The 24924-nt window shown below is 61.4% G+C and carries 28 protein-coding genes; 13 read left to right on the top strand and 15 right to left on the bottom strand.

Translation table 11 applies throughout. The features are described from left to right. Positions 1-27: 27 nt before the first annotated feature. Genes AB0H22_RS17295 through AB0H22_RS17285 form a run of 3 tightly spaced genes read left to right on the top strand, consistent with a single transcriptional unit; the run spans position 28 to position 1980 of the window. The gene (locus AB0H22_RS17295; protein ID WP_180751606.1) at positions 28-687 is read left to right on the top strand and encodes an HAD-IA family hydrolase; all 660 of its coding nucleotides are present in this window, start codon (positions 28-30) and stop codon (positions 685-687) included. Further along, on the top strand, positions 680-1177 hold the full coding sequence (locus tag AB0H22_RS17290; RefSeq protein ID WP_358147631.1) for a low molecular weight protein-tyrosine-phosphatase: 498 nt from the start codon (positions 680-682) through the stop codon (positions 1175-1177). Before AB0H22_RS17295 ends, AB0H22_RS17290 begins: the two co-directional genes overlap by 8 nt. Further along, the gene (locus tag AB0H22_RS17285; RefSeq protein WP_358147628.1) at positions 1177-1980 is read left to right on the top strand and encodes an SURF1 family protein; all 804 of its coding nucleotides are present in this window, start codon (positions 1177-1179) and stop codon (positions 1978-1980) included. Before AB0H22_RS17290 ends, AB0H22_RS17285 begins: the two co-directional genes overlap by 1 nt. On the opposite strand, the gene AB0H22_RS17280 is transcribed toward AB0H22_RS17285, so the two are convergent. Further along, on the bottom strand, positions 1965-2909 hold the full coding sequence (locus AB0H22_RS17280; protein WP_358147626.1) for a cobalamin biosynthesis protein: 945 nt from the start codon (positions 2907-2909) through the stop codon (positions 1965-1967). The genes AB0H22_RS17285 and AB0H22_RS17280 overlap by 16 nt on opposite strands. A gap of 28 nt (positions 2910-2937) precedes the next feature. On the opposite strand from AB0H22_RS17280, the gene AB0H22_RS17275 reads away from it, so the two are divergent. From AB0H22_RS17275 to AB0H22_RS17250, 6 genes are all read left to right on the top strand, one after another. After that, positions 2938-3750 (top strand): oxygenase MpaB family protein, encoded by an 813-nt coding sequence (locus AB0H22_RS17275; protein WP_358147622.1) that lies wholly within the window; start codon positions 2938-2940, stop codon positions 3748-3750. Between the two features lie 37 nt (positions 3751-3787). Next, complete coding sequence (locus AB0H22_RS17270) at positions 3788-4831, top strand: HoxN/HupN/NixA family nickel/cobalt transporter (protein WP_219603377.1); 1044 nt, start codon at positions 3788-3790, stop codon at positions 4829-4831. A 122-nt stretch (positions 4832-4953) separates the two neighbouring features. Continuing rightward, positions 4954-5322: a hypothetical protein gene (locus AB0H22_RS17265; protein ID WP_358147619.1), complete on the top strand. Its 369-nt coding sequence runs from the start codon at positions 4954-4956 to the stop codon at positions 5320-5322. Positions 5323-5336: 14 nt separating this feature from the next. After that, the gene (locus AB0H22_RS17260) at positions 5337-5876 is read left to right on the top strand and encodes a DUF3558 domain-containing protein (protein ID WP_358147617.1); all 540 of its coding nucleotides are present in this window, start codon (positions 5337-5339) and stop codon (positions 5874-5876) included. Positions 5877-5986: 110 nt separating this feature from the next. After that, positions 5987-7351 carry a PPE domain-containing protein gene (locus AB0H22_RS17255; RefSeq protein WP_358147614.1) on the top strand — a complete coding sequence of 455 codons (1365 nt, stop codon included), beginning with the start codon at positions 5987-5989 and terminating at the stop codon, positions 7349-7351. Next, a complete protein-coding gene (locus tag AB0H22_RS17250; RefSeq protein WP_358147964.1) occupies positions 7333-8424 on the top strand; it encodes a DUF2235 domain-containing protein in 1092 nt (363 codons plus the stop codon). Before AB0H22_RS17255 ends, AB0H22_RS17250 begins: the two co-directional genes overlap by 19 nt. On the opposite strand, the gene AB0H22_RS17245 is transcribed toward AB0H22_RS17250, so the two are convergent. The 6 genes from AB0H22_RS17245 to AB0H22_RS17220 form a co-directional block, all read right to left on the bottom strand. Beyond that, on the bottom strand, positions 8414-9010 hold the full coding sequence (locus tag AB0H22_RS17245; protein WP_358147962.1) for an LpqN/LpqT family lipoprotein: 597 nt from the start codon (positions 9008-9010) through the stop codon (positions 8414-8416). The two genes, AB0H22_RS17250 and AB0H22_RS17245, sit on opposite strands and share 11 nt — an antisense overlap. Positions 9011-9104: 94 nt before the next feature. Continuing rightward, the gene (locus AB0H22_RS17240) at positions 9105-9653 is read right to left on the bottom strand and encodes a hypothetical protein (RefSeq protein ID WP_358147612.1); all 549 of its coding nucleotides are present in this window, start codon (positions 9651-9653) and stop codon (positions 9105-9107) included. Positions 9654-9720: 67 nt separating this feature from the next. Continuing rightward, the gene (locus AB0H22_RS17235; RefSeq protein ID WP_358147610.1) at positions 9721-10281 is read right to left on the bottom strand and encodes a hypothetical protein; all 561 of its coding nucleotides are present in this window, start codon (positions 10279-10281) and stop codon (positions 9721-9723) included. A gap of 14 nt (positions 10282-10295) precedes the next feature. Then, complete coding sequence (locus AB0H22_RS17230) at positions 10296-12173, bottom strand: hypothetical protein (protein ID WP_358147959.1); 1878 nt, start codon at positions 12171-12173, stop codon at positions 10296-10298. 31 nt (positions 12174-12204) lie between these two features. Continuing rightward, the gene (locus tag AB0H22_RS17225; RefSeq protein WP_358147608.1) at positions 12205-13479 is read right to left on the bottom strand and encodes a hypothetical protein; all 1275 of its coding nucleotides are present in this window, start codon (positions 13477-13479) and stop codon (positions 12205-12207) included. After that, a complete protein-coding gene (locus tag AB0H22_RS17220; RefSeq protein WP_180751509.1) occupies positions 13479-14207 on the bottom strand; it encodes an MspA family porin in 729 nt (242 codons plus the stop codon). The genes AB0H22_RS17225 and AB0H22_RS17220 overlap by 1 nt, the downstream gene beginning before the upstream one ends. A 709-nt stretch (positions 14208-14916) precedes the next feature. On the opposite strand from AB0H22_RS17220, the gene AB0H22_RS17215 reads away from it, so the two are divergent. Then, positions 14917-15270 (top strand): DUF6319 family protein, encoded by a 354-nt coding sequence (locus AB0H22_RS17215; protein ID WP_358147957.1) that lies wholly within the window; start codon positions 14917-14919, stop codon positions 15268-15270. A gap of 190 nt (positions 15271-15460) precedes the next feature. On the opposite strand, the gene AB0H22_RS17210 is transcribed toward AB0H22_RS17215, so the two are convergent. Beyond that, complete coding sequence (locus tag AB0H22_RS17210) at positions 15461-15736, bottom strand: hypothetical protein (protein WP_358147605.1); 276 nt, start codon at positions 15734-15736, stop codon at positions 15461-15463. Between AB0H22_RS17210 and AB0H22_RS17205 the strand changes: the two genes are divergently transcribed. After that, positions 15735-17048, top strand: a complete 1314-nt coding sequence (locus tag AB0H22_RS17205; protein WP_358147603.1) for a hypothetical protein — start codon at positions 15735-15737, stop codon at positions 17046-17048. The two genes, AB0H22_RS17210 and AB0H22_RS17205, sit on opposite strands and share 2 nt — an antisense overlap. 429 nt (positions 17049-17477) lie before the next feature. Next, the gene (locus tag AB0H22_RS17200) at positions 17478-18131 is read left to right on the top strand and encodes a hypothetical protein (RefSeq protein WP_180751513.1); all 654 of its coding nucleotides are present in this window, start codon (positions 17478-17480) and stop codon (positions 18129-18131) included. A 175-nt stretch (positions 18132-18306) separates the two neighbouring features. Here the strand turns inward: AB0H22_RS17200 and AB0H22_RS17195 are convergent, their stop codons facing one another. The 5 genes from AB0H22_RS17195 to AB0H22_RS17175 form a co-directional block, all read right to left on the bottom strand. Beyond that, positions 18307-18645, bottom strand: a complete 339-nt coding sequence (locus AB0H22_RS17195) for an LpqN/LpqT family lipoprotein (RefSeq protein ID WP_358147601.1) — start codon at positions 18643-18645, stop codon at positions 18307-18309. A gap of 278 nt (positions 18646-18923) precedes the next feature. After that, entirely contained in the window at positions 18924-19175 is a 252-nt protein-coding gene (locus AB0H22_RS17190; RefSeq protein WP_358148003.1) for a hypothetical protein, read from the bottom strand. Between the two features lie 40 nt (positions 19176-19215). Then, positions 19216-20583, bottom strand: a complete 1368-nt coding sequence (locus tag AB0H22_RS17185) for a hypothetical protein (protein ID WP_358147599.1) — start codon at positions 20581-20583, stop codon at positions 19216-19218. A gap of 15 nt (positions 20584-20598) precedes the next feature. After that, positions 20599-21894, bottom strand: a complete 1296-nt coding sequence (locus AB0H22_RS17180) for a hypothetical protein (RefSeq protein ID WP_358147596.1) — start codon at positions 21892-21894, stop codon at positions 20599-20601. Further along, a complete protein-coding gene (locus AB0H22_RS17175) occupies positions 21894-22520 on the bottom strand; it encodes an MspA family porin (RefSeq protein WP_358147955.1) in 627 nt (208 codons plus the stop codon). Before AB0H22_RS17175 ends, AB0H22_RS17180 begins: the two co-directional genes overlap by 1 nt. A 336-nt stretch (positions 22521-22856) precedes the next feature. On the opposite strand from AB0H22_RS17175, the gene AB0H22_RS17170 reads away from it, so the two are divergent. Then, positions 22857-23270: a helix-turn-helix transcriptional regulator gene (locus AB0H22_RS17170; RefSeq protein ID WP_180751530.1), complete on the top strand. Its 414-nt coding sequence runs from the start codon at positions 22857-22859 to the stop codon at positions 23268-23270. Here the strand turns inward: AB0H22_RS17170 and AB0H22_RS17165 are convergent. Together AB0H22_RS17165 and AB0H22_RS17160 are read right to left on the bottom strand one after the other, a co-directional pair. Continuing rightward, complete coding sequence (locus AB0H22_RS17165; RefSeq protein WP_358147594.1) at positions 23219-24352, bottom strand: hypothetical protein; 1134 nt, start codon at positions 24350-24352, stop codon at positions 23219-23221. The genes AB0H22_RS17170 and AB0H22_RS17165 overlap by 52 nt on opposite strands. Further along, on the bottom strand, positions 24349-24750 hold the full coding sequence (locus AB0H22_RS17160; RefSeq protein WP_358147952.1) for a hypothetical protein: 402 nt from the start codon (positions 24748-24750) through the stop codon (positions 24349-24351). Before AB0H22_RS17160 ends, AB0H22_RS17165 begins: the two co-directional genes overlap by 4 nt. Positions 24751-24924: the final 174 nt, after the last annotated feature.

The following is a 24924-nucleotide window of genomic DNA, read 5'->3' as shown; positions in this document are numbered from 1 at the left end:
CACTAATGTAGGGGGGTGGCTCCTCCGATGCTGGTGATCTTCGATCTCGACGGCACCTTGACCGACTCAGCACCGGGAATCGTCTCGAGTTTCCGTCATGCGCTCAGCCACGTCGGAGCTCCCGAGCCCGCCGGCGACCTCACGTCTCGGGTGGTCGGACCACCAATGCACGTCACACTTGGCTCGATGGGGCTTGGCGACCGGGCCGATGACGCGATAGCGGCATACCGCGCCGACTACGGCGAACGTGGATGGGCCGTCAACGAGATGTTCGACGGTGTCCGCGAGGTCCTGAGCGGTTTGCAGGCCGCCGGGGTACCGATGGTGGTGGCGACGTCCAAGTCCGAACCGATCGCACGCCGCATCCTGGACCACTTCGAGCTCACCCAGTTCTTCGAGGTGATTGCCGGGGCGAGCCCGGACGGCGCCCGGTCCGGGAAGGCCGAGGTGATCGCGCACGCGCTGTCCCAGTTGGACGAGGTTCCTTCGGTCGGTGTGGTGATGGTCGGCGACCGGGTACACGATGTCGAGGGCGCGGCCGCGCACGGTATCGGCACCGTGATCGTCGACTGGGGTTATGGAGCAACCGATTTCGATGATGAGGCGGTGAGCTCCGGCGATCTTTCTCGGTGGATCATCGGGCGGGTGGGCACCCCGCAGGAGCTGCGGGAGGAGCTTCATGTCTGAATCTCACGGTCTTCACGTCACCTTCGTGTGCACCGGAAACATCTGCCGCTCTCCGATTGCCGAGAAGATGCTGGCCCATCAGCTGGCCGAGCGAGGTCTTGGCGATCGAGTCCGGGTGACCAGTGCCGGCACCGGAGACTGGCATGCCGGGAATCCCGCCGACGAACGCGCTGTCAGCGTGCTGGCCGAACACGGCTATCCAACGGATCACCGTGCGGCCCAGGTGGAGGACGATCATCTGAGCGCTGATCTCATTATTGCCTTGGCGCGCAACCACTCCCGGATGCTGCTGCATTTGGGCGCTGACCCCGAGCGGGTGCGGTTGCTGCGGTCGTTCGATCCGCGGGCCAGCCGGGCGGCTCTGGATGTCGAGGACCCGTACTACGGCAACCGCGACGATTTTGTCGACGTGCTCTCGGTGATCGAAGCAGCGATGCCCGGTCTGCACGAGTGGGTCGACAAGTCGCTCGCGGAGCGTGAGAACACCTGATGCGTCGGCTCGCGTTTCTGCTGCGTCCTGGCTGGATTGCCTTGGCGCTGGTGGTCATCGCATTCGCATATCTGTGTTTCACGGTGCTGGCGCCATGGCAGCTGGGTAAGAACACCAAGACCTCGCGGGAAAACGACCGCATCGCCCACTCGGTGAGCGCCGATCCGGTGCCGCTGAAAGGCGAGCTCCGGCCTGACTATTCGATGCCCGAGGACTCCGAGTGGCGTCGTGTGACGGCGACCGGTCATTATCTGCCGGACCGTCAGGTGCTGGCCCGCTTGCGGGTGGTCGATGCCAAACCGGCCTATGAGGCGCTGACGGTCTTCCAGGTCGACGGCGGACCCGCGATTCTGGTGAACCGCGGCTATGCGCGGCCCGAGCAGGGCACCGCCGCGCCCCCGATACCCGCGGCACCATCGGGGCAGGTGACCATCTCGGCGCGGCTGCGGGAGTCCGAACAGCAGTCGGAGAAGGCGCCATTCATGGAAAACGGCGAATACCAGGTGTATTCGATCGTCCCGGACCAGGTGTCGACACTGCTGAAAATTCCGTTGGCAGGGCCCTATCTGCAGCTGGCGGAAGATCAGCCGGGCGGCTTGGGGGTCATCTCGCTGCCGCAGTTGGATGCGGGGCCGTTCCTGTCTTACGGCATCCAGTGGATCGCCTTCGGAATTCTCGCGCCAATTGGACTGGGATACTTCGCGTTCTCCGAGATCAAGCAGCGCCGCACCGCGGCCGCGGCCAAACCCAATGCGCCACAGACCACCGAAGAGCGGATTGCCGACCGTTACGGTCGGCGCTGACACAGCGCCGCGATCACCGCGGCGACGGCCGTCACATTCTGGACAGCACGCGAAAGCCGCACCGCCTCATGCACATCCCCAATTCTGGGGGCGATACCACGTCCCAGGGTGGGACGTATCTCCTCACCGTACGGGTATCGGACGGGGCCGCCGAGGCGTACGCCAAGGGCTCCCGCGAATGCCGCTTCCGCGACACCGGCGTTGGGGCTGGGATGGCTTTGTCCGTCACGCAGGCACACGCGCAGGGCGGCGACCGCCGAGCCGCCGAGGAATGGAGCGGCAACTGCTGTGGCCAGCGCGGTGATCCTGGCGGGCAGCAGGTTCATCAAGTCGTCTAACCGTGCTGCCGCCCAACCGAATTGCAGGTATCTGGCCGATTTGTGGCCGATCATCGCATCCAGGGTGTTGGCCGCGCGGTAGGCCAGTAGCCCGGGCACGCCGGCGATCGCGGCCCATACAAGCGGGCCGGTGTGCGCATCGGAGGTGTTCTCCGCCAGGGATTCCACGGTGGCGCGGGCGATGCCGTCTGCGTCGAGGAGGCTCGGGTCGCGGCCGCATAGGGACGGCAGCAGCGCGCGGGCGTCGTCGATGTCGTTGTCGTACAGGTGTTCCGACATGCGGCCGCCGACCCGGACCAAGGATGTCCCGCCGAGAGTGGCCCAGGTCGCGGCGGCAGTCACGACGATGGTGGCCGTTGCGGAGCGACGCGCCGCGCGTTCGGCGGCCCATCCGGCGACGGTGACGGCGGTGAGCAGCGCGGAGGTATGGACGGCGCCTGCGAGCCTGGTGTCGCGGTAGGTGAACGTCTCGAATGCCGCGGCGGCTTGGCCGAATCCGGCGACCGGGTGGAACCGTTGCGGGTCGCCGAAGCACCGGTCCAATGCGTAGCCGAGGGCAATACCCGCGGCGCGGGATCCTCGACGCGACACGTCGTCACTGTATAGAATTTGCTGTGCAATGAAGCACTCCCCTGCCAGGCTTGTCGACCTGGTCAACCCGGCGTCGTTGCTGTTGCCTGCCTCGAACGTGATCATGCAGCTGTCCCATCCGGGTGTCGGGTATGGAGTGTTGGAGAGCCCCGTCGACAGCGGCAACGTCTACAAGCACCCGTTCAAACGCGCGCGCACCACGGGCGCGTTCCTGGCCGTCGCGACTATGGGCAACCGCCACGACCGCAAGGTCATCAAGCGGGGTATCGACGCCGTGCACCGACAGGTGCGTTCGACGCCCCAGAGCCCGGTGAAGTACAACGCGTTCGATCCGGACCTGCAGCTTTGGGTCGCGGCGTGCCTGTACCAGTACTACGTGCAGGCCCACGAGGCGCTGCACGGTCCGCTCGATGATGCGACGGCCGATGAGATCTATCGCGACGGGGCTCGGATCGGCACCTCCTTGCAGGTGCGGCCCGAGGCGTGGCCGCCCGACCGGGATGCGTTCAACGACTACTGGAAGCGCTCGCTCGATGAGCTCCGCATCGATGCGCCGGTACGCGAGCACCTGCTGGGTGTGGCGTCGTTCAAGATGCTGCCGTGGCCGCTGCGGATGGCCGGACGATTCAATCTGTTTGCGACCAAAGGGTTTCTGCCTCCAGAGTTCCGAGAGCTGTTGCGGGTGCCTTGGACGGAGCGCGACCAACGGCTCTTTGACGGATTGCTCGGCGCGCTGCGGGTGGCCGATCGACTGGTGCCCGCGCAGCTATGGACGTTGTCCTATGCCGTTCTCATCTGGGACATGCGATTACGCGAGCGCATGGGTAAGCCGGTCGTCTAGGCTCCCAAACGTGCCGATACTCACCGCCTGGCGTCGCCTGGATGAAGGTCAAAAGCGCAGCGTTATCGGAATGAGCGTCGCGGTGGGCGCCCTGCATGTCCTCGGTTGGGGCATGCTGCTCCTACTGGTGGCTCCCGGGCATTTCACGGTGCAGGGCAGCGTCTTCGGTGTCGGGCTGGGTGTCACGGCATACACACTGGGCATGCGGCATGCCTTCGACGCCGATCACATCGCGGCCATCGACAACACCACCCGCAAGTTGGTGGCCGATGGACGGCGCCCAATGTCGGTGGGTTTCTGGTTCTCGCTGGGACATTCGTCGATCGTGTTCATCATGGTCGGACTGCTGGCGCTCGGCGTTAAGGCTTTGGCGGCCAATGTTTCCGACGAACACTCGTCACTACAACAGTGGACTGGCGTGTTCGGGACGGCGGTGTCGGGAACGTTCCTGTTGCTCATCGGCTTGCTCAATCTGGTGTCGCTGATCGGTATCTACCGGATTGCCCAGCGGATGCGTGGCGGCGAGGTCGACGAGGCCGCGCTGGAGCGCGAGCTGGCCAATCGCGGTGGGCTGAACCGGCTTTTCGGGCGGTTGATGACGGCGATCCGCAAGCCGTGGCAGATGTACCCGGTGGGTCTGCTGTTCGGGCTGGGCTTCGATACGGTGACCGAAGTGTCGCTACTGGTGATCGCCAGCGGTGCCGCGGTGACGGGGCTGCCCTGGTACGCGATTCTGGTGCTGCCCATCCTGTTTAGCGCCGGGATGTCGCTGTTCGATTCGCTCGACGGGTCGCTGATGAATTTCGCCTACGACTGGGCATTTCAGCAGCCCGCTCGCAAGATCTACTACAACCTGGTGGTCACCGGGCTGTCGGTGGCGGTGGCGATGCTGATTGGTGCGCAGGAGATCATTTCGATCCTCACCGAGAAGCTGGACATCACGACGGGGCCGCTGGCGGCGGTGGGCGGGCTCGATCTGGCCGCGATGGGTTACGTGATCGTGGCGCTGTTCATCGTGACGTGGGCCGCGGCAGCGCTGGGCTGGCGGTACACCGGAGTGCGCAGACGCTGGGGCGGGTAGGCGGCGCTTTAGCCGGGCGAAACTTCATCGAAATTCGATGGAACCGATTCGGGGCACGGTGCGTCATATACACATACGATGAATCTGACCTGGCCAAACCGGCCATGACCTGAGGGGGCTCGATGTCGCTAGACAATCTGAAAAGTAGCGCCGACAACGACGGCCTGGTGCTGCACCTTGACCCAAACCAGTTCAGGGACATCCTCACGGCATGCGATGTGTACGCCGATGGCCTGCAGAAGTTGAAGAACAACGCCCTCGCTCTTAGCGGGCGCAAACTTGGCTTCTCCGAGGATCACCTCGACTCAGGTGCACAACTTGCGCGAAAGTTCCAAGCGAAGGCAGCCGGGGATGCCAACAGCGCCGAGAACACATTCCAATCGCACGTCGATCGTGTCGAGGAAATGAAGAGCTTGTTTGTTGCACTTCGGAATGCCTACGAGAGGACCGAGCAAAGCAATGCCAGGGCGTTTGGCGGATTCGGCCACTAAGCGACCGCGCGAACATGTTGCTTCGCAAATTCACTCTGGCCTGTGCTGTCACGGTTCTCACCGCCTGCGGGGTGCCCACACCGGGAGCACCGGTAATGTCGCCGCTCCCAACCAACAGCAAGGGCCATACTCGTATCACGTATGAGCCCTGTAAGGAGATACCGGCTAGCGTCATCGCACAGCAACAGCTCGACGCGCAACCGCCAGAACCGAACTCGATCAACGGTGGTGGCGTTGAGAACTACTTATGCCAATACAAGTCCCGGACGGGTTACTACCTACAGGTCTCGGCGTCGAACTACACCCTTGAGATGGACAAACGAGACACAACTCATTGGGGCTACCGTGATTTTGAGATCAATGACCGAAAGGCACTGAGTTATTACTTAACGCCGCCACCGAGGACAAACGGGTGTGCGATCGATGTGGCCGCGTCGACCGGCGTGTACGGCGTCCTGGTCTCCGACGGGTTGAACGGCTTTGCGCCCTACCCTGACTGCTTGACCGCTGCTCAAGCAAACATTGAGGCCTTGATGCCGTACTTCCCATACTGACAGGCACGACAAGCGTCTCGAAGAAAGTTCAAAAATCATGGAACCGGATCGACACTCGTCACGTCAGATTCTAATAGCGGAGCTGTGAGCCACGAAACGAAGGAGCTGCTATGAGTGGAGACGAAGACGGCTGGACCAAAGGCAACCGCGAACGCGATGCGCTTTACGCCAAGCAACGTCTACATGGCGCCAATATCGACGGAGGAACCGAGTCGGCGAGTATCCCCACCGAGGACTTCGGCAGCTGGGCACACACGCAGATCAAGGAAGCGTCTGACGCATTCGATTCGGAGTCGGCCCTCGAAGTTGCAGACGAGTGGGAAAAGCTTGCTAGCGGCTTCAAGTCGGTACTCGACAAGTTCAAGACCTCTCTCGACACGGCCATCAACGGAAGCTGGACAGGCGAAGGCGCTGAAGCCGCGAAGCAAGCAATCTCCGACTACAAGAGCCACGCCGAGAAGGTCAGCGATGGCATGTCGCTCATGGCAACCAAGCCTCAAGAAGTCGAGACCGCGATGACACAGATCAAGGGCCTCATGCCCGAGCCCGTACAGGTGTCACCACTGACGACGGGGGCGTCACGAGCTCAGGTGGAGCAGCATTTCGCCGATCAAGCCGTAGCCCAGCAGAAGCAAGACGAGGCCCGCATGATCATGCGAAACGTCTGGTCCCCCGTTTCGCAGCAGGCCGCGTCGGGGCTCCCGACCCTCCCGGCGGCCCCGCAATTCGGCGATGCTTCGGCGGTAAACGCAATCACCAAAGCCGCGTCGGACTGGGGCGGCGGCAAAGACATCAAGCCCGACACGGTCAAGCCCATCGACGAAGCCTCGGTGCGTGCGGCTGCTGCCGCGGCGCTGGCAGACCCAATGCAGTCATCAAGCGGTGGCGGGTCTGGTGCGGCAGGTGCCGCAGCGGCGGCCGCGGGTGCGGCAGGTGGCGCTTCGGGAGCAGGCGGTAGCGGACCCTCGTCAGCAGCTGGTGCGGCCGGCGGGGCCGGAACCAGGCCGACGTCGGGCGGTAGCACCGCCGCGACCGGCCCCAATACGGGCTCTGTCCCCGGCACTTACGGCATCGGCCGGTGGGGCAAGCCGACCACCAACAAAGACGAAAACAAGGACAAGGACAAGGAGTCTGACTTCAGCCCCCTCGCCGCTGGACCGATCATCGCCGGCTCCTACACCGCGGGCGCGGGCATGGGACTTGCGGCCGCGCCGTCTCCGATGCAGGGCATGGGCATCGCCCAGCCGCCGACCATGATGACTCCGGGTGCTGCGGGTGCGCACCAACACCAGGAAGACGAAGATCAGCACTTCACCCCTGAATTCCTGGTGAGTATCGACAACGGCAACGAGCTCGTCGGCCCGCTGCCCAAGGTGTCCCCCGCCGTCATCGGCGTGTGGAACGAGGAGCATGTGGCCTACCAGAATCCACATCCCTCGGTGTACGACCCCAAGCCATACGACGGCGACGACTAAAAACAGACCGACGATGGGCAAAAACATCGTCGGTCTGTTTCGACGGCACAGGTAATCAAATCCGTGCCTCGGGAAACACGAACGTGGTCCGCGGCTACGACATGCTCGTCCACGATCTGACCGACCGCCAGATCTCGTACTACGACCCCGGCGTCGGCACCGATCCCGCCATCGGCACCTATGCCCCGGTCAGCCAATTCGTCTCTCGCATCCTGGGTATCGCGTTCGGGATTGGATTGCGGGCCAAGCTGGCACAGGCCTACACATATCTGATCGAACGATGGCAACCCGGAGATCACATCTTCATCTTCGGGTTCAGTCGGGGCGCACTCTGCGCGAGAGGCCTTGCCGGGCTTCTCAACTCGGTGGGCATGCTGCGCCCCGGCTCTGCAAACCTGGTGCCGTATGCGGTCAGCCTGTACGCACAGTCGTGCGCACGCTGGTCCCCCGATCGATGGGACCAGCTGCATTCGTTCACACGCACTCTGGCGCGCCGTCAAGACGGCAAGGTCGCCATCCCCATCGCGTATCTCGGCCTGTGGGATACGGTGAGCGCGCCTGGCATCTTCAAACGGAGCATGCAATGGCCTTATGCGCCAAGTGTTCCCAACGCCTCGGCCGGACGGCACGCGGTGCCGATCGACGAGAAGCGCCGACCGTATCGTGAGTACCTCATCACACCGCTTGGCGATCAACGACTCGTTGACGAGGCATGGTTCGCCGGTATCCATTCCGATATCGGTGGCGACTACCCCGACGACGACAGACTCTCCGATATCGCACTCAAATGGGTCATCGAGGGCGCCGCCGAACATGGCCTGGTGCTCAATACCGAAAAGTATCAACGGTATTGCTCGGTGGAACCCACGTACGCGATGGGTGAGATTCACCGGGTCAGCTGGCTCTGGATACTCCTGACATTCCGTCGTCGCCGCATCCCCGACGGCGCCTGGATTCACGCCAGCGTCGCCGACCGTATCGCGGAGGATGAGAGCTACCGCCCCCGGCTACCGGAGCACACCACCGTTATCGATGCCCAATGGGCTTCTCCGGAAACAGATATCAGGATATAGTGGGCGGACTGACCTGTAGCCCCGAGAGGATCGTCTCGCGGCCGGTGTCAAATCCACGCACTGTGTCGTCCAACGCCTGTATCGACACCCCGATGGTGAAAACCTTGCTGCCGTTCTTGACCGCCACAAGGGTCGTGGTCACCCGGTGCGATGGGATGGGCCCAAGCCCCATGTTGTAAGTCAAAGTCTTCGAGGGATACCCGCAGATGGTGCCCGCAGCTTCAACGAGATCCGTGACACCGAACGACTCCAACCCGCTGCGCTCGGCAGCGAACGCGGCATCCTCGTTTGAAGCCTTGCCGGTGAGGTTCGCGATGGCCACCGTGGCATTTGGCACAAACCCGTTGGACTGAAGATTCGTGGCCGCCAGGTAGATACGCACCACTCCGCTCTCGAAGCGCTTGACCCGTTCCCAGCCCGCAGGCTGCGGAACCTCTACCCGCGGCTCGGAGTCGTTGTCCAGCGGCACTTCCATGAGCGGCACCGTCACCGAATTGCATTTCGGGTTGGTAAGCCGCTTGCCCTCCTCGCCGGGAGTGGCGATCGCGTCACCGTCGACGACGGCCGAGCACCCCGAAGCCAGCATCGTTGCAGCGCACATCGCGGCCAGCATCAACCGAGTCACCCGAATCATCGGATCAGCCTAATGGTCTCAGTCATGTTGCATCGCCCGAACGAGCCTAGGACGGGATTTGATTGGCGATGGAATCTCGCATCTTTACGATAGCGACTGGTGGATTCTCTGATGTGGCCGCACTCGCCTCTGCGTCGGTGAGCGGGATATCACCATACATATTGATAACATTGTATGTGTTTTCTTTTTCTCGGTGCATCGCAACGAAGATGTAGGCACCACCCGTTGCGAGCGGCCGATCTCCCTTAACGATATATCTTGTATTTGATTTAGCGTCGAATCCGCCCTGCTGCTCGACCGTGACGGCACCTGAGGCGCCTCCCTTGAGAACAAGCATGATATTCACTGTGAATTTCGTGTAGGCAATATTAGCGTGACGAAAGATCGTGTCCTGCTTCTCTTTAACCGTACCCACGAAAATAGCATCAGCTAAACCGGCCAATCGCCTCTGATCGCCGAGATCGATTCTGTATGTGGGCGTTATTTCCTTGACTTCAACAAGGCGAGAGGGACCAGCTGAAGATGAAGCCGATGCAGACGAAGAAGTAACGCTTTGCGTATTAGTCGTCGATTGACACCCAATAACGAAGGTCATCGATATCAATATCGATACTCGTACGATATTCTTATACATAAGATTGCCCGTTTCCTTTGAAGTCATCTCAGTCTTCAGGCCAGTACTTTGCTGCATACAGAAACAGCCCCCAACTGAAGCCCACACCGTATCGTTCTTCGTTCCAGAAAAATTCGTACTCTTCGTAGCCTGGCAATGTTTTGTCAGATAGAAGCCATTTACGACCATTAGTCAGAGGGCCGAAATGCTGAGTAAAATCGGTGACGTCTGCACTCCAGGGCGGTAACACTGCTGGCGAATCTCCGCTATGCAAATCGCCTCTCGCACGAATATATCGCGCCGACTCGAGCCCTCCAGATTCGTCGGCTATCGCACTGAAATTGAATTCTGGCCATAGCACGCTTGCGTACTTCAGCAAATTAGAATCTTGACTTATCCCGAGAAAGGTTTTCATGCCCTCGAAGCGAGAGGTTTCGCCTCCAAGAGCCTCAGCTACTCGGGCCTGAACATGTTGTGCATCATCGACAGAAAGCCCGAACTCGGAGAGTTTAGCTTCCAGAGCGGGCAGTCGGTTAACCAACCTGATCTTCATCGTCATGAGTAGATAGACTTCAAAGTCTATTATCAAAGGCACCGGGATTGTATTCATCGCATCCACTTCACTTACCGAACATATTGCAAGAACTGGGTGAGGTCGACGTTCCTCAACACTGTAACTGCCCCGTCAGGACCAACGACCATCGCTGCCTTCTGCAGTATGTTAGCGGGAAGTACCATCATAGTTCCATCCGGAAGATGGGCAATCCCCCCTGTTTCGCCAAACGCGATCTCCGAGGCAATGTTGGTCATCTCGGCAGCTTGCTCCTGGGCGAGTTTGAGGGCAGACACCTTTTCGGCAAGCGAGTTGAGCTGCCCACCCCCCTTAGGAATAGCGCTGATTTCACTGGCGATTTTTGAAGCCTGTTCGGCAATATCGACAACTACCTTAAGCCCGTCGCGGAATTTATTTAGAACCTTGACAAATTTCGTGACCGCTGTTATTCCACCCGCCAGGAGCAAGAGAATCTTGGGAGTCATTCGTCCCGCCCATTCGGCATACTTCCCGGATGTCCAAAGATCGTGTTCAATAAAGTCATTCAAGGCGCCGTTGGCGAGCTGTTTTACATCGTCCCATCCGAAGTTCTCGAAATAACTATTGATGGCATGTCTTACAGCAGGATCGAATGCATACCCTGGAATAAAATCATCCAAGAAGGCAATCGTGTTCGGTATCGCAGACACCGTGTCCCAGATCATCTTCAGCGTCTCGGCACCGAACCCATATAAATAGTCACCGGCGGCACCGACAGCGTTACAGACGCCCTTGATCCAGCCAGTATCTCCTCCTGGGCACCAGTGCTCGATGAACTGCTCGAGCTTCAATGTCGCGCACTGTTGCCCCAGGTTGCTCGTGCTGAGCTGTTTGAACAATTCAGCATCCCCCGCCTGAGGGCCCACAGGGAGTTCGCCAAATCCATTCATCAATTGTCCGGGTGTACTATCTGAGAGACCCGCAGCATGGCCCAATTCATGAGCAATCACTGATTGAATCTGGGCCGGATTCGAAGTGTCCAGTCGCGCTAGATTCAAGATTATTTGATCGGGTCCACGGCTACTATGGACGAACTCTCCACCCCAAAGCTCGGCCGGGTCATCGATATCGGAAATCTCCACCTGAGCACCGGTGCTACTGGAGTCTTCGCTATTCTTATCAGAGGAGTCTTGATCAGAGTTGGAAGAGCCCGGGCCAGATGAAGCCGCGGGCCGCATCTTAATACCACCCAAGTCGTTCCAAGACTGTGCGGCGGCGCCTACTTGCTGTTCGAACTGGCTTGATGAAGAGTAAGCGATCTGGCCGTTGATGGCCGACGTGTACCCACTCACAAACTCGCATTTTTTCTGGTCCTGCTGATCTTGCTGATCATTATCATTCGGCCGCTGCCGCGTGCTGTCGTCCTGCTTGTTCTGCGGTTGTTGCGTCTGCGTCGGAGCCTGACTCGGCTGTTGTTGCTGCTGGCCCTGCTGAGCCTGGTTTCCCTGCTGCGGCACTCGGTAGTCCGGATTGGCTTTACCCGGCCCTTGCGTGTACGGAGTCGCTGTCTGATAGTCAGGAATTTGAGTCCCGTGCTGAGGCTGCTGCCCCTGCGGTTGTTGCGCACCCCGCTGACCAGGCGCCTGCTGAGGCGCCCCCTGCGCACCTGTGTTGTAGATCGATATCCCATTGTTCTGATCAAGCGGCGGCAAGTTGTTCCCGCCTTGATACTCCGGCTGTTGCGGCGGAAGACCCGGCGGCTGGAACTGCCCACCATTCATGCCATCCGGTCCGCCAGTCGGCCCCGGGGGTCCGGTGGGATCGGCGGTGGCACCAGGTAGGCCCATCACTCCAATCCCCGATGGGGAGCTGGTGTTCAGCTGCCAACCCGCCACAGCTACCGAAGCGATCGCTACTACAGCCAGCATGCGTCGCAAACCGGTGGGTATGCGCGCCTTATGCGCCTTCATCGGAGTCATAGCGATCCCTCTTTGCTACCGGTCAACTGCAGTAACGGTTGTTGTTGGACGGCAAGAACCGGGTATTGGTGCCGGGACCCACCGGCTGGCAGAGCCACCCACCCAACAGGTTCGCCTTAGACCAGACCGAGTGTCCGTTCGCCACATTCAGGCACGCGTCATATTCGGGACCTGTCTGCCCAAAGGTGGCGGTGCACTGTGCCGACATGTTGGCGAACGCCTGGTTATTGCACACATCCACCGACATCTGCGCCGGCGTGACATCTAGGCACATGGCCTGCCGCTGGCACGAACTCCAGAAATCGGTCGACCGTCCATCCTCCGAACGGAATTCGTTCGGTCCGGACAGGCACCGGTCAGCATGCCGCTGGCTGTACAGGACCGGATCGACGCTCGCGGGCCGGTAGGAGCCGCCCGGGTCCACCACGTAATCGCCTGGTGCACCAATGATTTGAGCAGCCTTCTTCGCTTCGGGCGGCCCACCACCTTCCGGCAGCCCCTCCCAGTCGGTGGCGAGCTGCCCGCTCGCCGGAATCGACGAGGCCCGGTACGACAGGGTGATCGTGATCGGGAACGCGAAGATATCCGCAGGTCCGAGATCCAGTGCCAGGTTGGACTGTTGGTACATGTAATCGCCGTGGATCACTGGCGTCACCTGTACCGGATTGCCCTTTGCATCGCGCGCGACCGGCACCGACAGCGTGGCGATAGTCGTTGCGGGCAGTCCCGGCGCAGCGTCGGACTCGACCAACACCACGTTCGCGCCCTGGCGCACGTGGGTCCCCTCGGGAACCCGCAGGCCAAAGGTGAAGTTTTCCGGCGTGAAAATGGTGCGCCGAATGATGTTCACATCGGCTCCGCCACCGGCGAACGGGGAGATCCTGTAGTCGGTGTCACGGGAGGTAAAAGTCGCCGACCCACCGTCGCCCCATTGCGCCGGCGTCAGCTCACGCTCCTGCGGCAGATGCAGCACGACATCCTTACCGGCGATGGCCGTCGGCAAATGGGTGCCATCGGTGGGTGAGGGCGAGATCGTGGCATTGGAGCGCTCGCGGCCCGCCGCCAACGGCCGTCCCGTCCCGGGCCCCATTCCCAATGGCGTGTTCGTCTTGACCTGAGCCCCACCGATCGGAGCGATCCGTGGCAGATCATCGGGCTGAGCCACCGGATACGGAATCGGCTTCGGAGGTGGCGGCTGGATTGGGTCTGCCAAAGTTCTTGGCGCAGAACCCATTACGATCGAAAACAGGAACGCCAGCGCGGCCATCAGCACGGCACCACGAGTGCGGGTAGTCATCACAGATCCTTGGGTTCGCCGTAGATGGTCTGGGTGTCGTTGCCGTTCTCGGTGCGGATCCGGAATGTCGCGAAGGACTGGATCTTCACCTGGCCACCGCAGCCGTCGGCCTCGACGTTCTGGTTGCGCACCTGCGAGACCGCACGCATGTTCCGGAAGTTGATGCGGTCCATCGGCAGCTGAGCCAAACCACCCGGCTTGAGCAGGACACGCATGTAGCCGCCGATGTGCTCCTGGGCGCCGAGCGAGCCACCACCGGACACACCGCCGAAGCCACCGCCGCCACCACCGCTCTGACTGCCCTGGCCGTAACCGCCGCCATAGCCCTGCCCGAACACCTGCTGGCTCAGCGTTAGACCGAGGTCACCGCCCAACTCCACCCCCGACGAGGAGTCGGTGCGGCAACCTACGAAATACCCCGTCTCGAGCTGCGCATCCTGGATCACAGCACCGCCATTGCCGGTGATCGTGGCCTCGGCGCGGTAGGACACCCGCGCCTGCCAGGAGTTGCTCGCACCCGCGATGTTGTCGATGTGATCGATGACCTCGTTGGTCAACGTCAAGCCAACCGTCCAGCCATCGTCTGTCACGAACTGCTGGTACTGGTCCGGCATCCCCTGCGGATCAGCGGCGGCGCCAGACGCGCCGATCAAGATCCCTGTCGCAACTGCCATTGATGTTGCGACGGCAGTGACACAGCTTCGACGCGCCAGATCTGGCAACTTCATGAAACTGAACCCCTCCGTGTTTCGTCCTGCCCCATGTGGGCCGGACCCCCGTTCGAATCCCCTCGCCATAGATAATGTTGCAAGTTGTATTTTCCTGCGAAAACACATCACATGGCAATGCTGGAGAATCTAGGGCCGAGACACTCTCTTGTCAACACCGATACCGTGTCGTCATAGTTTGCGCCTTCAAGATCGCGAACTTTGCCGAGGTGACTGCAGTTTAGAGCAAAAGGACGCCAGCATAGCTACAGGAAACGTTCGTGGCGCGATACCGACCAGCAGAGGGAGTGACATCCGACAACACACCAGAGGGCTTGGTCGCATACAGATGCCACATCTGCGGAAATGTCGCTGATGATGATCGACAAACAGGTGATGGGCAGCATCCGGCACCAAAACGGAAGGTTGCTGACGGGCAACGTCGAGACGTTTGCCTGCTAACTAGCAGAGGCGGGCGCGCGCGGGACGGTTCGACTGAACCCAGCCACCCCAGAGTAATTGCCGGCGATGAGTTAGTGCGCGAGGCAAGTTGCCCCAGGATATCGAACATGTGTTCTAATGATTCTTACGGCCCGCCCCTGCGCGCGAACTTCAGAAGGAGCTCACTGTGACGATGACTGTAGACACTCTGGCGGCAGAAGTGTTGCACACCGACCTCGACACTTCCGACGTCCCGATCAGTCCTGTCGACATCACCTCACCTAGGGATATGCCAGCACCCGACGCGTCGGCCTCTGAAACTTCCGCCGAGGAGAAACCGATGAAGGCGACGGCCAAAAAGACGACAGGCAAGAGAACCAAGACTCTCGAACTAACCCTCACTGTCACCGGTACCGCCGACGGCGAATGGCACGCCGAGCTCAAGCAGGGCAGCACCTATCTGGCCCGCAACCTCGCCGTCGCGGCCGCCGCCGTCTCCCGCGCGGCCAAGGAACTGCACGAGGATCTCGCCACTCCAATCGACGCGGTAATCGAGGAAGCGCGCTCCCAGCAGGCCGCCAGGGTCGCCGCACTCGAAGCCGAACTCGACGCCGCCCGCAAGGCGCTCGCCGACTTGGACTGAGATCCCTGAACCAAGCCTCAGTCATTGCCGACGAATAAAGCTTGTCCTACAACGTGTTTCGGGCCGTAACCGATCTAGCAGGTTGACGGTGGGCGCAGAGGGTTCGAACCCCGGACCGCTGGTGTGTAAGTAAACTACGGAGCCTCTAGGGCGTCTGCCGCCGTGGTGTTCTGTCTCCGAGAACGCCACATCACAGCAGGTTTTTGCCTTGGCCAATGATGTCCTGTGTTGGCGCGTTATCGCGCGTCTTGGCCCCTAGCCGGGGTTTGACTCGACCAGGTATCCGACTGAAGGCTGGCAGCGCACCGAAGTCCACCCGGTCGGCGCGGACGCTTCCGCTGCCGCGCGACGTGCTGGCCTCAGCGCGCGATGCCCTGCTGGGCAGGTCAAGGGGCAACGCCTGAGCCTCGGTCCAGCCATGTCGCGCTACGGTGTCGTCGCGTTCCTTGGCTATCGTCAGGGTCATGGCCAAGCAGTCCACCGAGGTGTTCGGAGTGTCGACGGAGATCCTGAAGGATTCATACGTCGATCGGGGAGATCTCGACTCGAAGATCGCGTCGTACTTGAAGCGCGACAACCATATCGCGATCCGCGGCGCCTCGAAGAGCGGGAAGTCATGGCTGCGTCAGCGGATCCTCGACGACCCGATCAAGATTCAGTGCCGTCTTGAGAAGACCGTCACCGACATTTACCGCGAGGCACTCGGCCAGCTCGGCGTGAAGCTCGAAACCAGTGCGAAGAAGTCGAACACGCTAGAGGGCACGGTAGAGGCCGAGACTGAAATCGGAATCAGCCTGATCGGCAAGGTTAAGGCCAAGCTCGGAATCAAAGGCCAGAAGGCCAGCGAGACTACGACGGAATCACTCCGCCAGAACATCAATGACCTTGACTTCATCTGCGAACTCATCAAGGAGTCCGGCCGACGGTTGGTAATCGAGGACTTTCACTATCTCGACCAGACCGAGCGCCAGAAGTTTGCCTTCGATCTGAAGACGATGTGGGACCTCGGCCTTTACATCGTGGTGGTTGGCGTCTGGAGCGACAACAACATGTTGCTCCATTTGAACCCAGATCTAACGGGTCGCGTGCGCGAGGTGTCGATCGTCTGGACTACCCCTGATCTGCTCAAGATCCTCGACCGGGGGTGCGAGGCGCTGAACGTCGTCATGTCCCACGAGGTGCGCGAGAAACTCGTCGACATCAGCTACGGCAACGCCGGAATCTTGCAGCGGATCACAATCGACACGCTGGACGCCGCCGGGATCGTCGAGCGCAAGTTCACGAAGCAGTCGGTCACTGACGTGGCCCACGTCGAGGCCGCCGCGATGTTCTACGCGGAAGAGTTGAACACCGTCTACCAGAAGTTCGCACAGAACGTGGCAAACGGTATTCGCCGCCGGAACAACGCCACGGGCATCTACGCGCACGCGCTGGCGGCGGTGCTCGACGAGCCGGACGATAAGCTGACCGGCGGAATCCCGCAGCAGGACATCTACACCGTCGCGCACGCTCGCGAGGATCGGATTCAGCGGGGCAACCTCACCACGGCCCTGGGGAACATCGAACGACTTCAAGTCGATTCCGAAGGGCGCGGACTGGTCCTGTCGTACGCCGAGGGCCGCGTTCGGGTTGTCGACCACCAACTGCTTCTCTACCGCCGTTTCGCCACGGTGCGCTGGCCATGGGAGGACATGATCGCGGAGGCCGACGCGTCGGGTGATGAGCAGCGCTACACGGCGACGAGTGATGCTGCTTCCGACGAGCCCGCCAGCGGTTAGGCCGTGAGCACGTGAAAACCTTTGCCTATTCCTGGCCAGCTGGGAAAGCAACGGTGGGCGCGGAGGGTTTCGAACCCCCGACCGCTGGTGTGTAAAAGCCAAGATCGAGTATTCGCCCAGCTCGCGTAGCTACGCTCATCGCGCTGACCTGGCTTTTTACGTCGTAGCGTTCGGGGTCCGTCGCGGTGAATGGGTCAACGGTGGGTCATCGGATCGATCACCCTCCGTGCTCGGAGCAGAGCGGCGGCCGCCCAGCGCCAGCGTCTCCGCACACCCCCAGCTGATCTCCGCGAGGCGTTCAGCCTCCTCGATCTGGTCGAACGCCACGTCGCCAGCTAATGCGTGTTCGGATCACGCTGCGCTGCTACGGAACTTGATTTCACTCAGTGGACGTCGTGGTGCGCGGCAGGCGTATGACAGGATTCGCACATGGGTGTGTGGGAGGACTTGCAGCAAACGCCGATCGAAGAGGTTCGTCGCCGGGCGGCGATCATCGACCAGTGGAATGACATCGATTCGGTCGAGGTTCCAGGCGGCACGCGGTATGCGTGGAACGATGGCGGTGGCCAGTCGTCGGGGTGGTTCTTCGCCGACGACGGCAAGGTCCTACTGCTGACCTTCGAACACGAGAGCGCGCTGAACTTCTACGACAGCGACTACGCCGGGCAGGCCGAAATCTTCCGGGGTTTGCCCGACGAGTTGGTGGCACTGGTCGCGAACCAGCCCGAGAGCTACGAGTTCCTCAACCTGACCGAGACGCCCTCCGAGAACACCCTCCCGCACGCCAGCGGTGTCTTCTGGTTCGATGGCACCACCTGGCATATCGCCGCGGGCCTAATCGCCTACTGCGAAAAGAACGGCATCACCCCGTTGACGGACGCCGGTTTCAGCCACGACGTCGGCTTCGACTACGCAGTGGGCGACTGCCTGTTCGGGAAGGAATTCACCCCCGAGGCCGTGATCGCTGAGCAAGTCGCCAACGGCTGGTACGAAGAGGAAGGCGAAAAAGAGGAGGCCCTGATACGTCTCCGTTCTGTCTTCGACGCCCACGACCATCACCTCGGCGGGGGTCGACGTGCGTGACCTGAGCATCGGCGAGGTGACCGAGGCCGCAGCGGAATCTAGGCATAACGCGACAAGCATTGAACGTGAGGATCCGTAAGGGGCAGCAGGTCGCGGTGCGCGCCTGTGCGCATACGCCGACACCCGGGGCGTGGCTGATACCGGAGGCGATGTGCAGCCCCGCCGAACGGCGTAGCTACCGCAGGTCGATCAGCATGACCGGCATCCCCGGAAACAGCCGCTCGAAGAACTCCTTCACGTACCGCTCGGCGTCGGGCTCGGCGTCGACCCCCTGCTGCGCGGATGCGACCTTGCCGGTCAAATCCTCCAGAGTCACCACTGCATTCGGCGTGAATCCGTTGGCCCGCAGTGCTGTGTTGGCGATGGCCCCGCGGATCACCGGCGAATTCATCGCCGCCGTATACGCCCACCCCTGCGGTGTAGGTATTGCCAACTTGGGCTCGTCGGCCGCCTTGGAATCCAAGATCACCAGTGGGGTGTCATTGGCTGCACACCTCGCAGCGCTGGCCGTCACCGATGACAATGGTGCCGCTGTTGAGGAAGCCGTCGAATTAGTCGCGCCAGGCGATGACTGGTGCGAAGAGCACGCCACCGCGGCCACAGCAACTACGGCACCGATCGCCCCTACATTCCCGGTCACCTCCCGCCACGTCGCCCGGTGATGAGGAGATGTCGAAAACAGCCAACAGGTTCTTTACTAGGAGAGTAGGACTCTCAGCTACCTCGTAAACCCGATCAAACGTCGCTGGCAACGGTGGCGCTGCGATGGTGCGGCTCATATTCGCGTCCCTGTCACTGTTGGTGCTCGGCGGCGGCTGGGTTAGGTCTTTGGGTTCGCCGTAGATGGTCGGAGGTGTCGCCGCCGTTCTCGGTGCGGATCCGGAACGTGGCGAATGATTGGATCTTCACGTTGCGCTGTTTCTTCCACGCCGCGGGCCGACCTGATCGTGGGCCCCACTTCCGTTGTGGGCCGATGACGCCGCCATTGAGGACGAAGCCAAGAGCGTGACGCTCGCGCCCACCGTTCGTGCGCGGTGAGATCACGTCGGTTCCGTGCACTTATCAGCGGCGACTTCCCCGGCGCCTAGATCGCAGGCCCGAGTCCATAATTAGGGTTGGCCGCTGGGAGCCTACTGCCCAGGTTGGAGGCAAATGTCGACCATATAACCCCGCAGGTAAAGGTCCCATTGCCTGGAATAGCAGGGCCCGAGAGCGGGTCTACCCCTCCCCACCCGTGGACACTTAAGTGCCAATCGCGGTAGTCCGGCGCCAGTGCAGGGTTCACCGGCACCTGGTTGAAACTAAAGGTGATGAATCTGTTGTCGCCTTCGTCATGGCCAGGCAGCGATCGAAATGAGATACTCCTGTCGGTAATGCTCACAATCTTGAGCGGCTCTTTCCTGCCGAATGGGCCATCAAGGTTAATATCTTCCCCCTCATGGAGCGGGAAGGGTCCATCTGTGGTGAATCTAAAGTAGGCATTAAAATTCTTCAGAATTTCTTGCACCAGGTCAGCGGAATTTGTCCACTGGTAAGAAGACAGGAAATTATAATCGCACTGGTACTGTCCGTAGCTTGATTCATCTGGTCCAGGCTGAGGCGCTGGGCTCTGCGGCTGAATCTTGCCAGGTCCTGAGGCGTTAGTTGTGGGGCATTGGAGTCCGGATGCTTTGATGGCCTCTGTTAACGCCTGTCCATATTGAGCCATTTGAGCTAGGTGTTCCTCCGAGAGGATTGCGGGCGCTCGCGCTACCGGTTTTCCATCGTTGTTGCGTTCGGCTTCTTGCTGATCTTCGCGTGCCTGTGTTAGCTCTTCCTCTGTCGCTTCGAACAAATCCGCAGGAAACTGTTGCCGCACTGAGTCGATGACGGACTCGCATGTTTTGTCATTATCTTGGTTGTTCTGTGCGTTGTTCTGTTCCTGTTGCTGCCCTTGCTGATTCAACTGATCGCTGAGTTTTCGCCAGTCTTTGTCAATTTCTTGGTTGTTGGGGGCTTGCTGGTATTTGTTGGGTTGTTGCTCTCCGTTGGCGGCCCGGTTGTAGGTGCCGTCTTGGTTTTGGACTGGCGCTTGGCTGGGTTGAGCAGCCTGGCTGGGCTGTGGTGCTGCGCTGTTGTAGATGGAGACGCCGTTGTTCTGGTCGGATGCGGGGTAGCCGCGGCCGGCTTCGTAGGACGGCATGGCTGGCATGGAGGGTGGGACGAATTCGGTGCCGCCGCCTGGCGGGCCCGACGGGTTGCCGCCACCAGGGTTTCCGCCGCAGTCTGGTGGGCAGTCTGCCCGGGCAATCGCTACTACGGGGCTGGCCCCGTTTGTGGTGTCGGGGGCGATGACCGGCAACCCAATCGCTGCGGCGACGACCGCGATAACAGCTCCGGCGCTGGAAAAGCGGCGAAGTAGTCGGAGCGCGAAAGCCTGTGCGGCCCTGCATGTTTTGTCAGTGGAGTTCATGATGTGTATCCCGGGCTAGTTGATGGTGCCGCAGTAGGCGTTGTTGTTGGAGGGCAATCTGCGGGTGTTGGTGTTGGGCGCTATGGGTTGGCAGAGTGCTCCGGTGAGCATGTTGGCTTTGACCCAGGCCGCTTCGTCGCTGGCCACTCGTAGGCAGGTGTCGTACTGGTCGCCCGTCTGTCCGAATGCGGCGGTGCAGTTGGTGGACATGTTGGCGAACAGGGTGTTGTTGCAAACGTCGACCGAGGTGCCCCGCGGTGCGGCGTCCAGGCACATTTGTTGCCGCATGCATGCGGGCGTGAAGTCTGCGGTGCGCCCGTCGGGTGAGCGGTATTGGCTTGGGCCGCCTGGGCACATGCCGTTGTGCCGCTCGGCGTACAGCACGGGGTCAACGCCTGCAGGCCGGTACTTGCCTTCAACGTCGGTGACGTAATCGGCTGGCACCGTGATGACTTGGGGTGCGTTGACTCCGTTGGGCATGCCGTCCCAGTCCGCAGTCAGCGCACCGGAGGTGGGGGTGTTGGAGGCGCGGTAGGACAGGGTGATCTCAATGGGGAACGCGAAAATGTTGGCCTGGCCCAGGTTGATCAGGATGTTGGTCTGTTTCGGAAAGCCCGGCCCGATACCCGGAGTCACGTCGATCGCGGCGCGATTGGTGTCACGGGCGACAGGGATGGAGAAGGTGCCGATTACCCGTGATGGGGCGCCGGGGTGTGCGTCGGATTCCACCAAGACGACGTTGGCGCCCTGGCGTAGGTGGGTGCCTTCGGGGATCTTCACCCCGACGGCCATATCCGAGGGCGAAAAGATGGTTTTGCGGCGGATGACGATGTCGCCGCCGCCTCCGGAGAACGGGACCACCTGGTAGTCGACATCATTAGAGGCGTAGGTGGCGCCGCCGTCCCCGGTCCAGGCCGCGGCCTGCAAGGTCATTTCGCCTGGTAGGTGGATGGCGATGTTCTTACCGGCCCAGGTGGTCGGGAAGAATATGCCGTCCTTGGCGAACATCGGCACCGTGAAATTCGACAGCTCACGTGCGGCAGCCAACGGCTGTCCCATGCCGTTGCCCTCCCCCTGTGGGGTGCTCGAGGAGACTTTGGCGCCGCCAATGTTGTTGATACGCGGCGCATCAGCGGGCATCTCCCGCGGCGCAGGCAACGGCGGTGGAGTCGGAGCCGCCGGATCGGCCGCTGCCACACCGACGGTCATTTTCGACCCGGCGGTGGGTACGACCATCAACGTGGCCGCCAGGATCGTCAGGCCCAACAGGATCAAACGCCGCAGAAATGACGTTGTGGAAACCTTTGTCATCACAGATCTTTCGGCTCGCCGTAGACGGTTTGGGTGTCGTTGCCGTTTTCGGTGCGAATCCGGAACGTCGCGAAGGACTGGATCTTGACCTGGCCGCCGCAGCCGTCCGCTTCGACGTTTTGGTTGCGTACTTGGGAGACGGCGTGCATGTTGCGGAAATTGATCCGGTCCATCGGCAACTGCGCCAAACCACCCGGCTTGAGCAGCACACGCATATAGCCGCCGATGTGCTCCTGCGCTCCCACCGAGGCACCACCGGAGACACCACCAAAACCGCCACCCTGGCCACCGCCACCTCCCGAGCCGCCTTGGCCACCGCCATAAGCCCCGCCGTAAGCCTGCCCGGACAGCTGCTGGCTAAGCGTCAAACCCAGGTCGCCGCCGAGTTCCACACCCGAGGACGAATCGGTGCGGCAGCCCACGAAGTACCCGGTCTCCAGCTGTGCGTCCTGAATGACCGCCGCACCAGCACCGCTGATGGTGGCCTCGGCTCGATAGGACACCCGGGCTTGCCACGAGTTGCTCGCCCCGGCGATGTTGTCGATGTGATCGATCACCTCATTGGTCATCGTCAACCCAACAGTCCAGCCGTCATCGGTCACAAACTGCTGCTGCTGATCGGGCATCACCTGCGGATCAGCGCTAGCCAGACCCGCCAGAGTCGAGGCAGACGCCGCTGCGATCGCAACACTCAGGGCTGCCGCGACGCCGGTCGCGCGCTGCAGTGGTGATCGTGTTATTGACATGTGTGACAGGCCTTCCCGTGACCTATAGCGCCGAAGCGGGTGTGCGATATACGACTGCGGGAACCCCTACAGCTAACAGAACTGTACGGTTAGTAAAACGTGACTGTCAAGTGATGTCCTTGAGACATCAAGCGAAGGTGGCTACAGTAGATTCCGCAAGGGCAGATACTGTGGGGACAAGACCGGTACGCAAGCAGATACGCAGAGGCAAGAGTTGTGGTGCAGTTTTCGGAGCGGATAGCTCATCTGATGGAGACCGTGCACCCGGCGGGGCGCGGTCCCTACAACCTCGCTGAGGTTGTAGCCGGGATCGCCGAACACGATGTCAAGATCTCGGTGCCCTACCTATCGCACCTGCGCAACGGCACCCGCACCAACCCCAAACCCGAAATTGTCACCGCGTTAGCGGCATTTTTCAAGGTCAGCCCCGCCTACTTCTACGACGCCACTTACGCCAAGAAGATTGATGAAGACCTAGATTTGATTGTGCAGCTGCGTGATTCGAAAGTCCGCGAGATCGCCGAACGCAGCTACGGCCTCTCAGAAGGGGCGCGCCAAGTCGTTGCCGACATGGTCAATCACCTACGCACCGCCGAAGGACTGCCCGACAAACCCACCTCCGAGACGTAGCGCTGGTACGCCGCGGCGATCGCCAACATCCAGGCCTGTCCGGTCACCGCTTCTGGCGTGGTCAGCCACTGGCAGTTCAGGTTTGGTTCCGGAATGCCCGCCAGCCAGCCGGCCACTGCGTCGGCCCGCTCATTCAACATCGTCGGCGGCACGGCGCCCGACAATGGCGTGTAGCGCTGCTGTGCGGTGAGGGTGAGCCCGTCCTGGATTTGGCTGCACCACTCGTGAACCACATCTGTGTGGCTGATGCCTGGGGCAAGTGGTGCATCCAGGTTCGGCAAAGCATCGATCAGGTGTTGGCGGATCGGGTTGAGCTGGCGCAGTTTTCGGCGCGCCTGTAAGTACAGCACTAGCGGCGGAGCTGTGAACCCGGCCACGATGCAGAGCACAGCGACAACTGCCGGTACGGCCTTGAACCACACAAACCCAGGATCGCCGGCGGCGGTGCTGCGCATGGCGATACCGTCATGGGCCACCGATACCAGGCATGATGCTGAGCCGACCGCCAATAGTCCCACTCCCCACCCTGTAGGGGTGTTTTCGGCGCTACGCAGGCCGAGCCAGACCACCTGCACAAGCACCGCCGCGATGTACAGGTTCGCGGCAACAAGTGCCACTATCAGACCCGCATTGTTTGGGTGGCCGGCCACATCGAACCGATAGGAAAGCAGATCCAGCGATGTGGCGTTGCCGACCATCATCGCAGCAGCCATCACGGCAAGCACACTCGATCCGGCCGCCGCGACAAGCCACATTTGTCGCGACTGGATCTTACGGCGAAGGCTGACGACGAACACTTGCAAAACAGACACCATGATCACACCCGGGCCACCGCATATCTCCATAGCTTGTATGACCGGCGGCAGAAACTCCCAGCACCAGCTCAGCAGAACCCACAGCCACAACCCGCCGGCCGCGACCGCTGTCATCGCCGTCGCAGGTGAGCGGTGCTGCCGCCACCGCCACACCCGATAGGCCATCACAGGCAGTAGGCCTACCAATATCACCGCGTTGGCGACCGGTAGAAACCCCAATCCCGGAGGCAACTGATCCCAGGCCGCGACGACCGACGACAGCGTCATCCGATGGCGTCGTCAAGGCCATGGCCCCACCCGGGCCTGCGCCGATAGCCGGCCTCCACCCGGCGCGTCAACAGCCCCGCGAACCACTCGGCAGCCACCTCGTCCTGCCGCCACACTCCCGAGATGGCCTGATTGTCATCACAGCACGCCCGCTGCAACATATGCGCAATCAAGTCCGAAGACGCCGCCTGCACCAGCCCCTCCACATACTCGGTCACCGGGCGGCCCCGATGTCCCAGCACCATGTGCCCCAGTTCATGCGCGATCGTGCGATCTCGGCCCACCACACCAATTCCCACCTGCACAACGTCGCGATCCGGCAACGACAACCACCGCCCGAACACCCCCGCTGGCAACACCACATCCTGGATCGTCAACGACCGACCGGCCGCGTTCATCCACGCCTGGGCCACCGAAGACACCGAACAGTTCGAGACCGGTAGCCCGGCCAATACCGCGTCTACCGCAGCAACAACCGCCAACTGTTCGCCGTCAGCCGAGGACCGGCCCGCCCGACGCCAATGACTCCGCCAACCCGACATCCCCACAAGTTAGCCATCGAGAGGCCATTG

It is taken from the genome of Mycobacterium sp. NPDC050853 (assembly GCF_040653875.1).
Lineage (GTDB): Bacteria > Actinomycetota > Actinomycetes > Mycobacteriales > Mycobacteriaceae > Mycobacterium.
The sequence above is the reverse complement of the archived record's forward strand: the minus strand, read 5'-3'. Positions and strand labels throughout refer to the sequence as shown.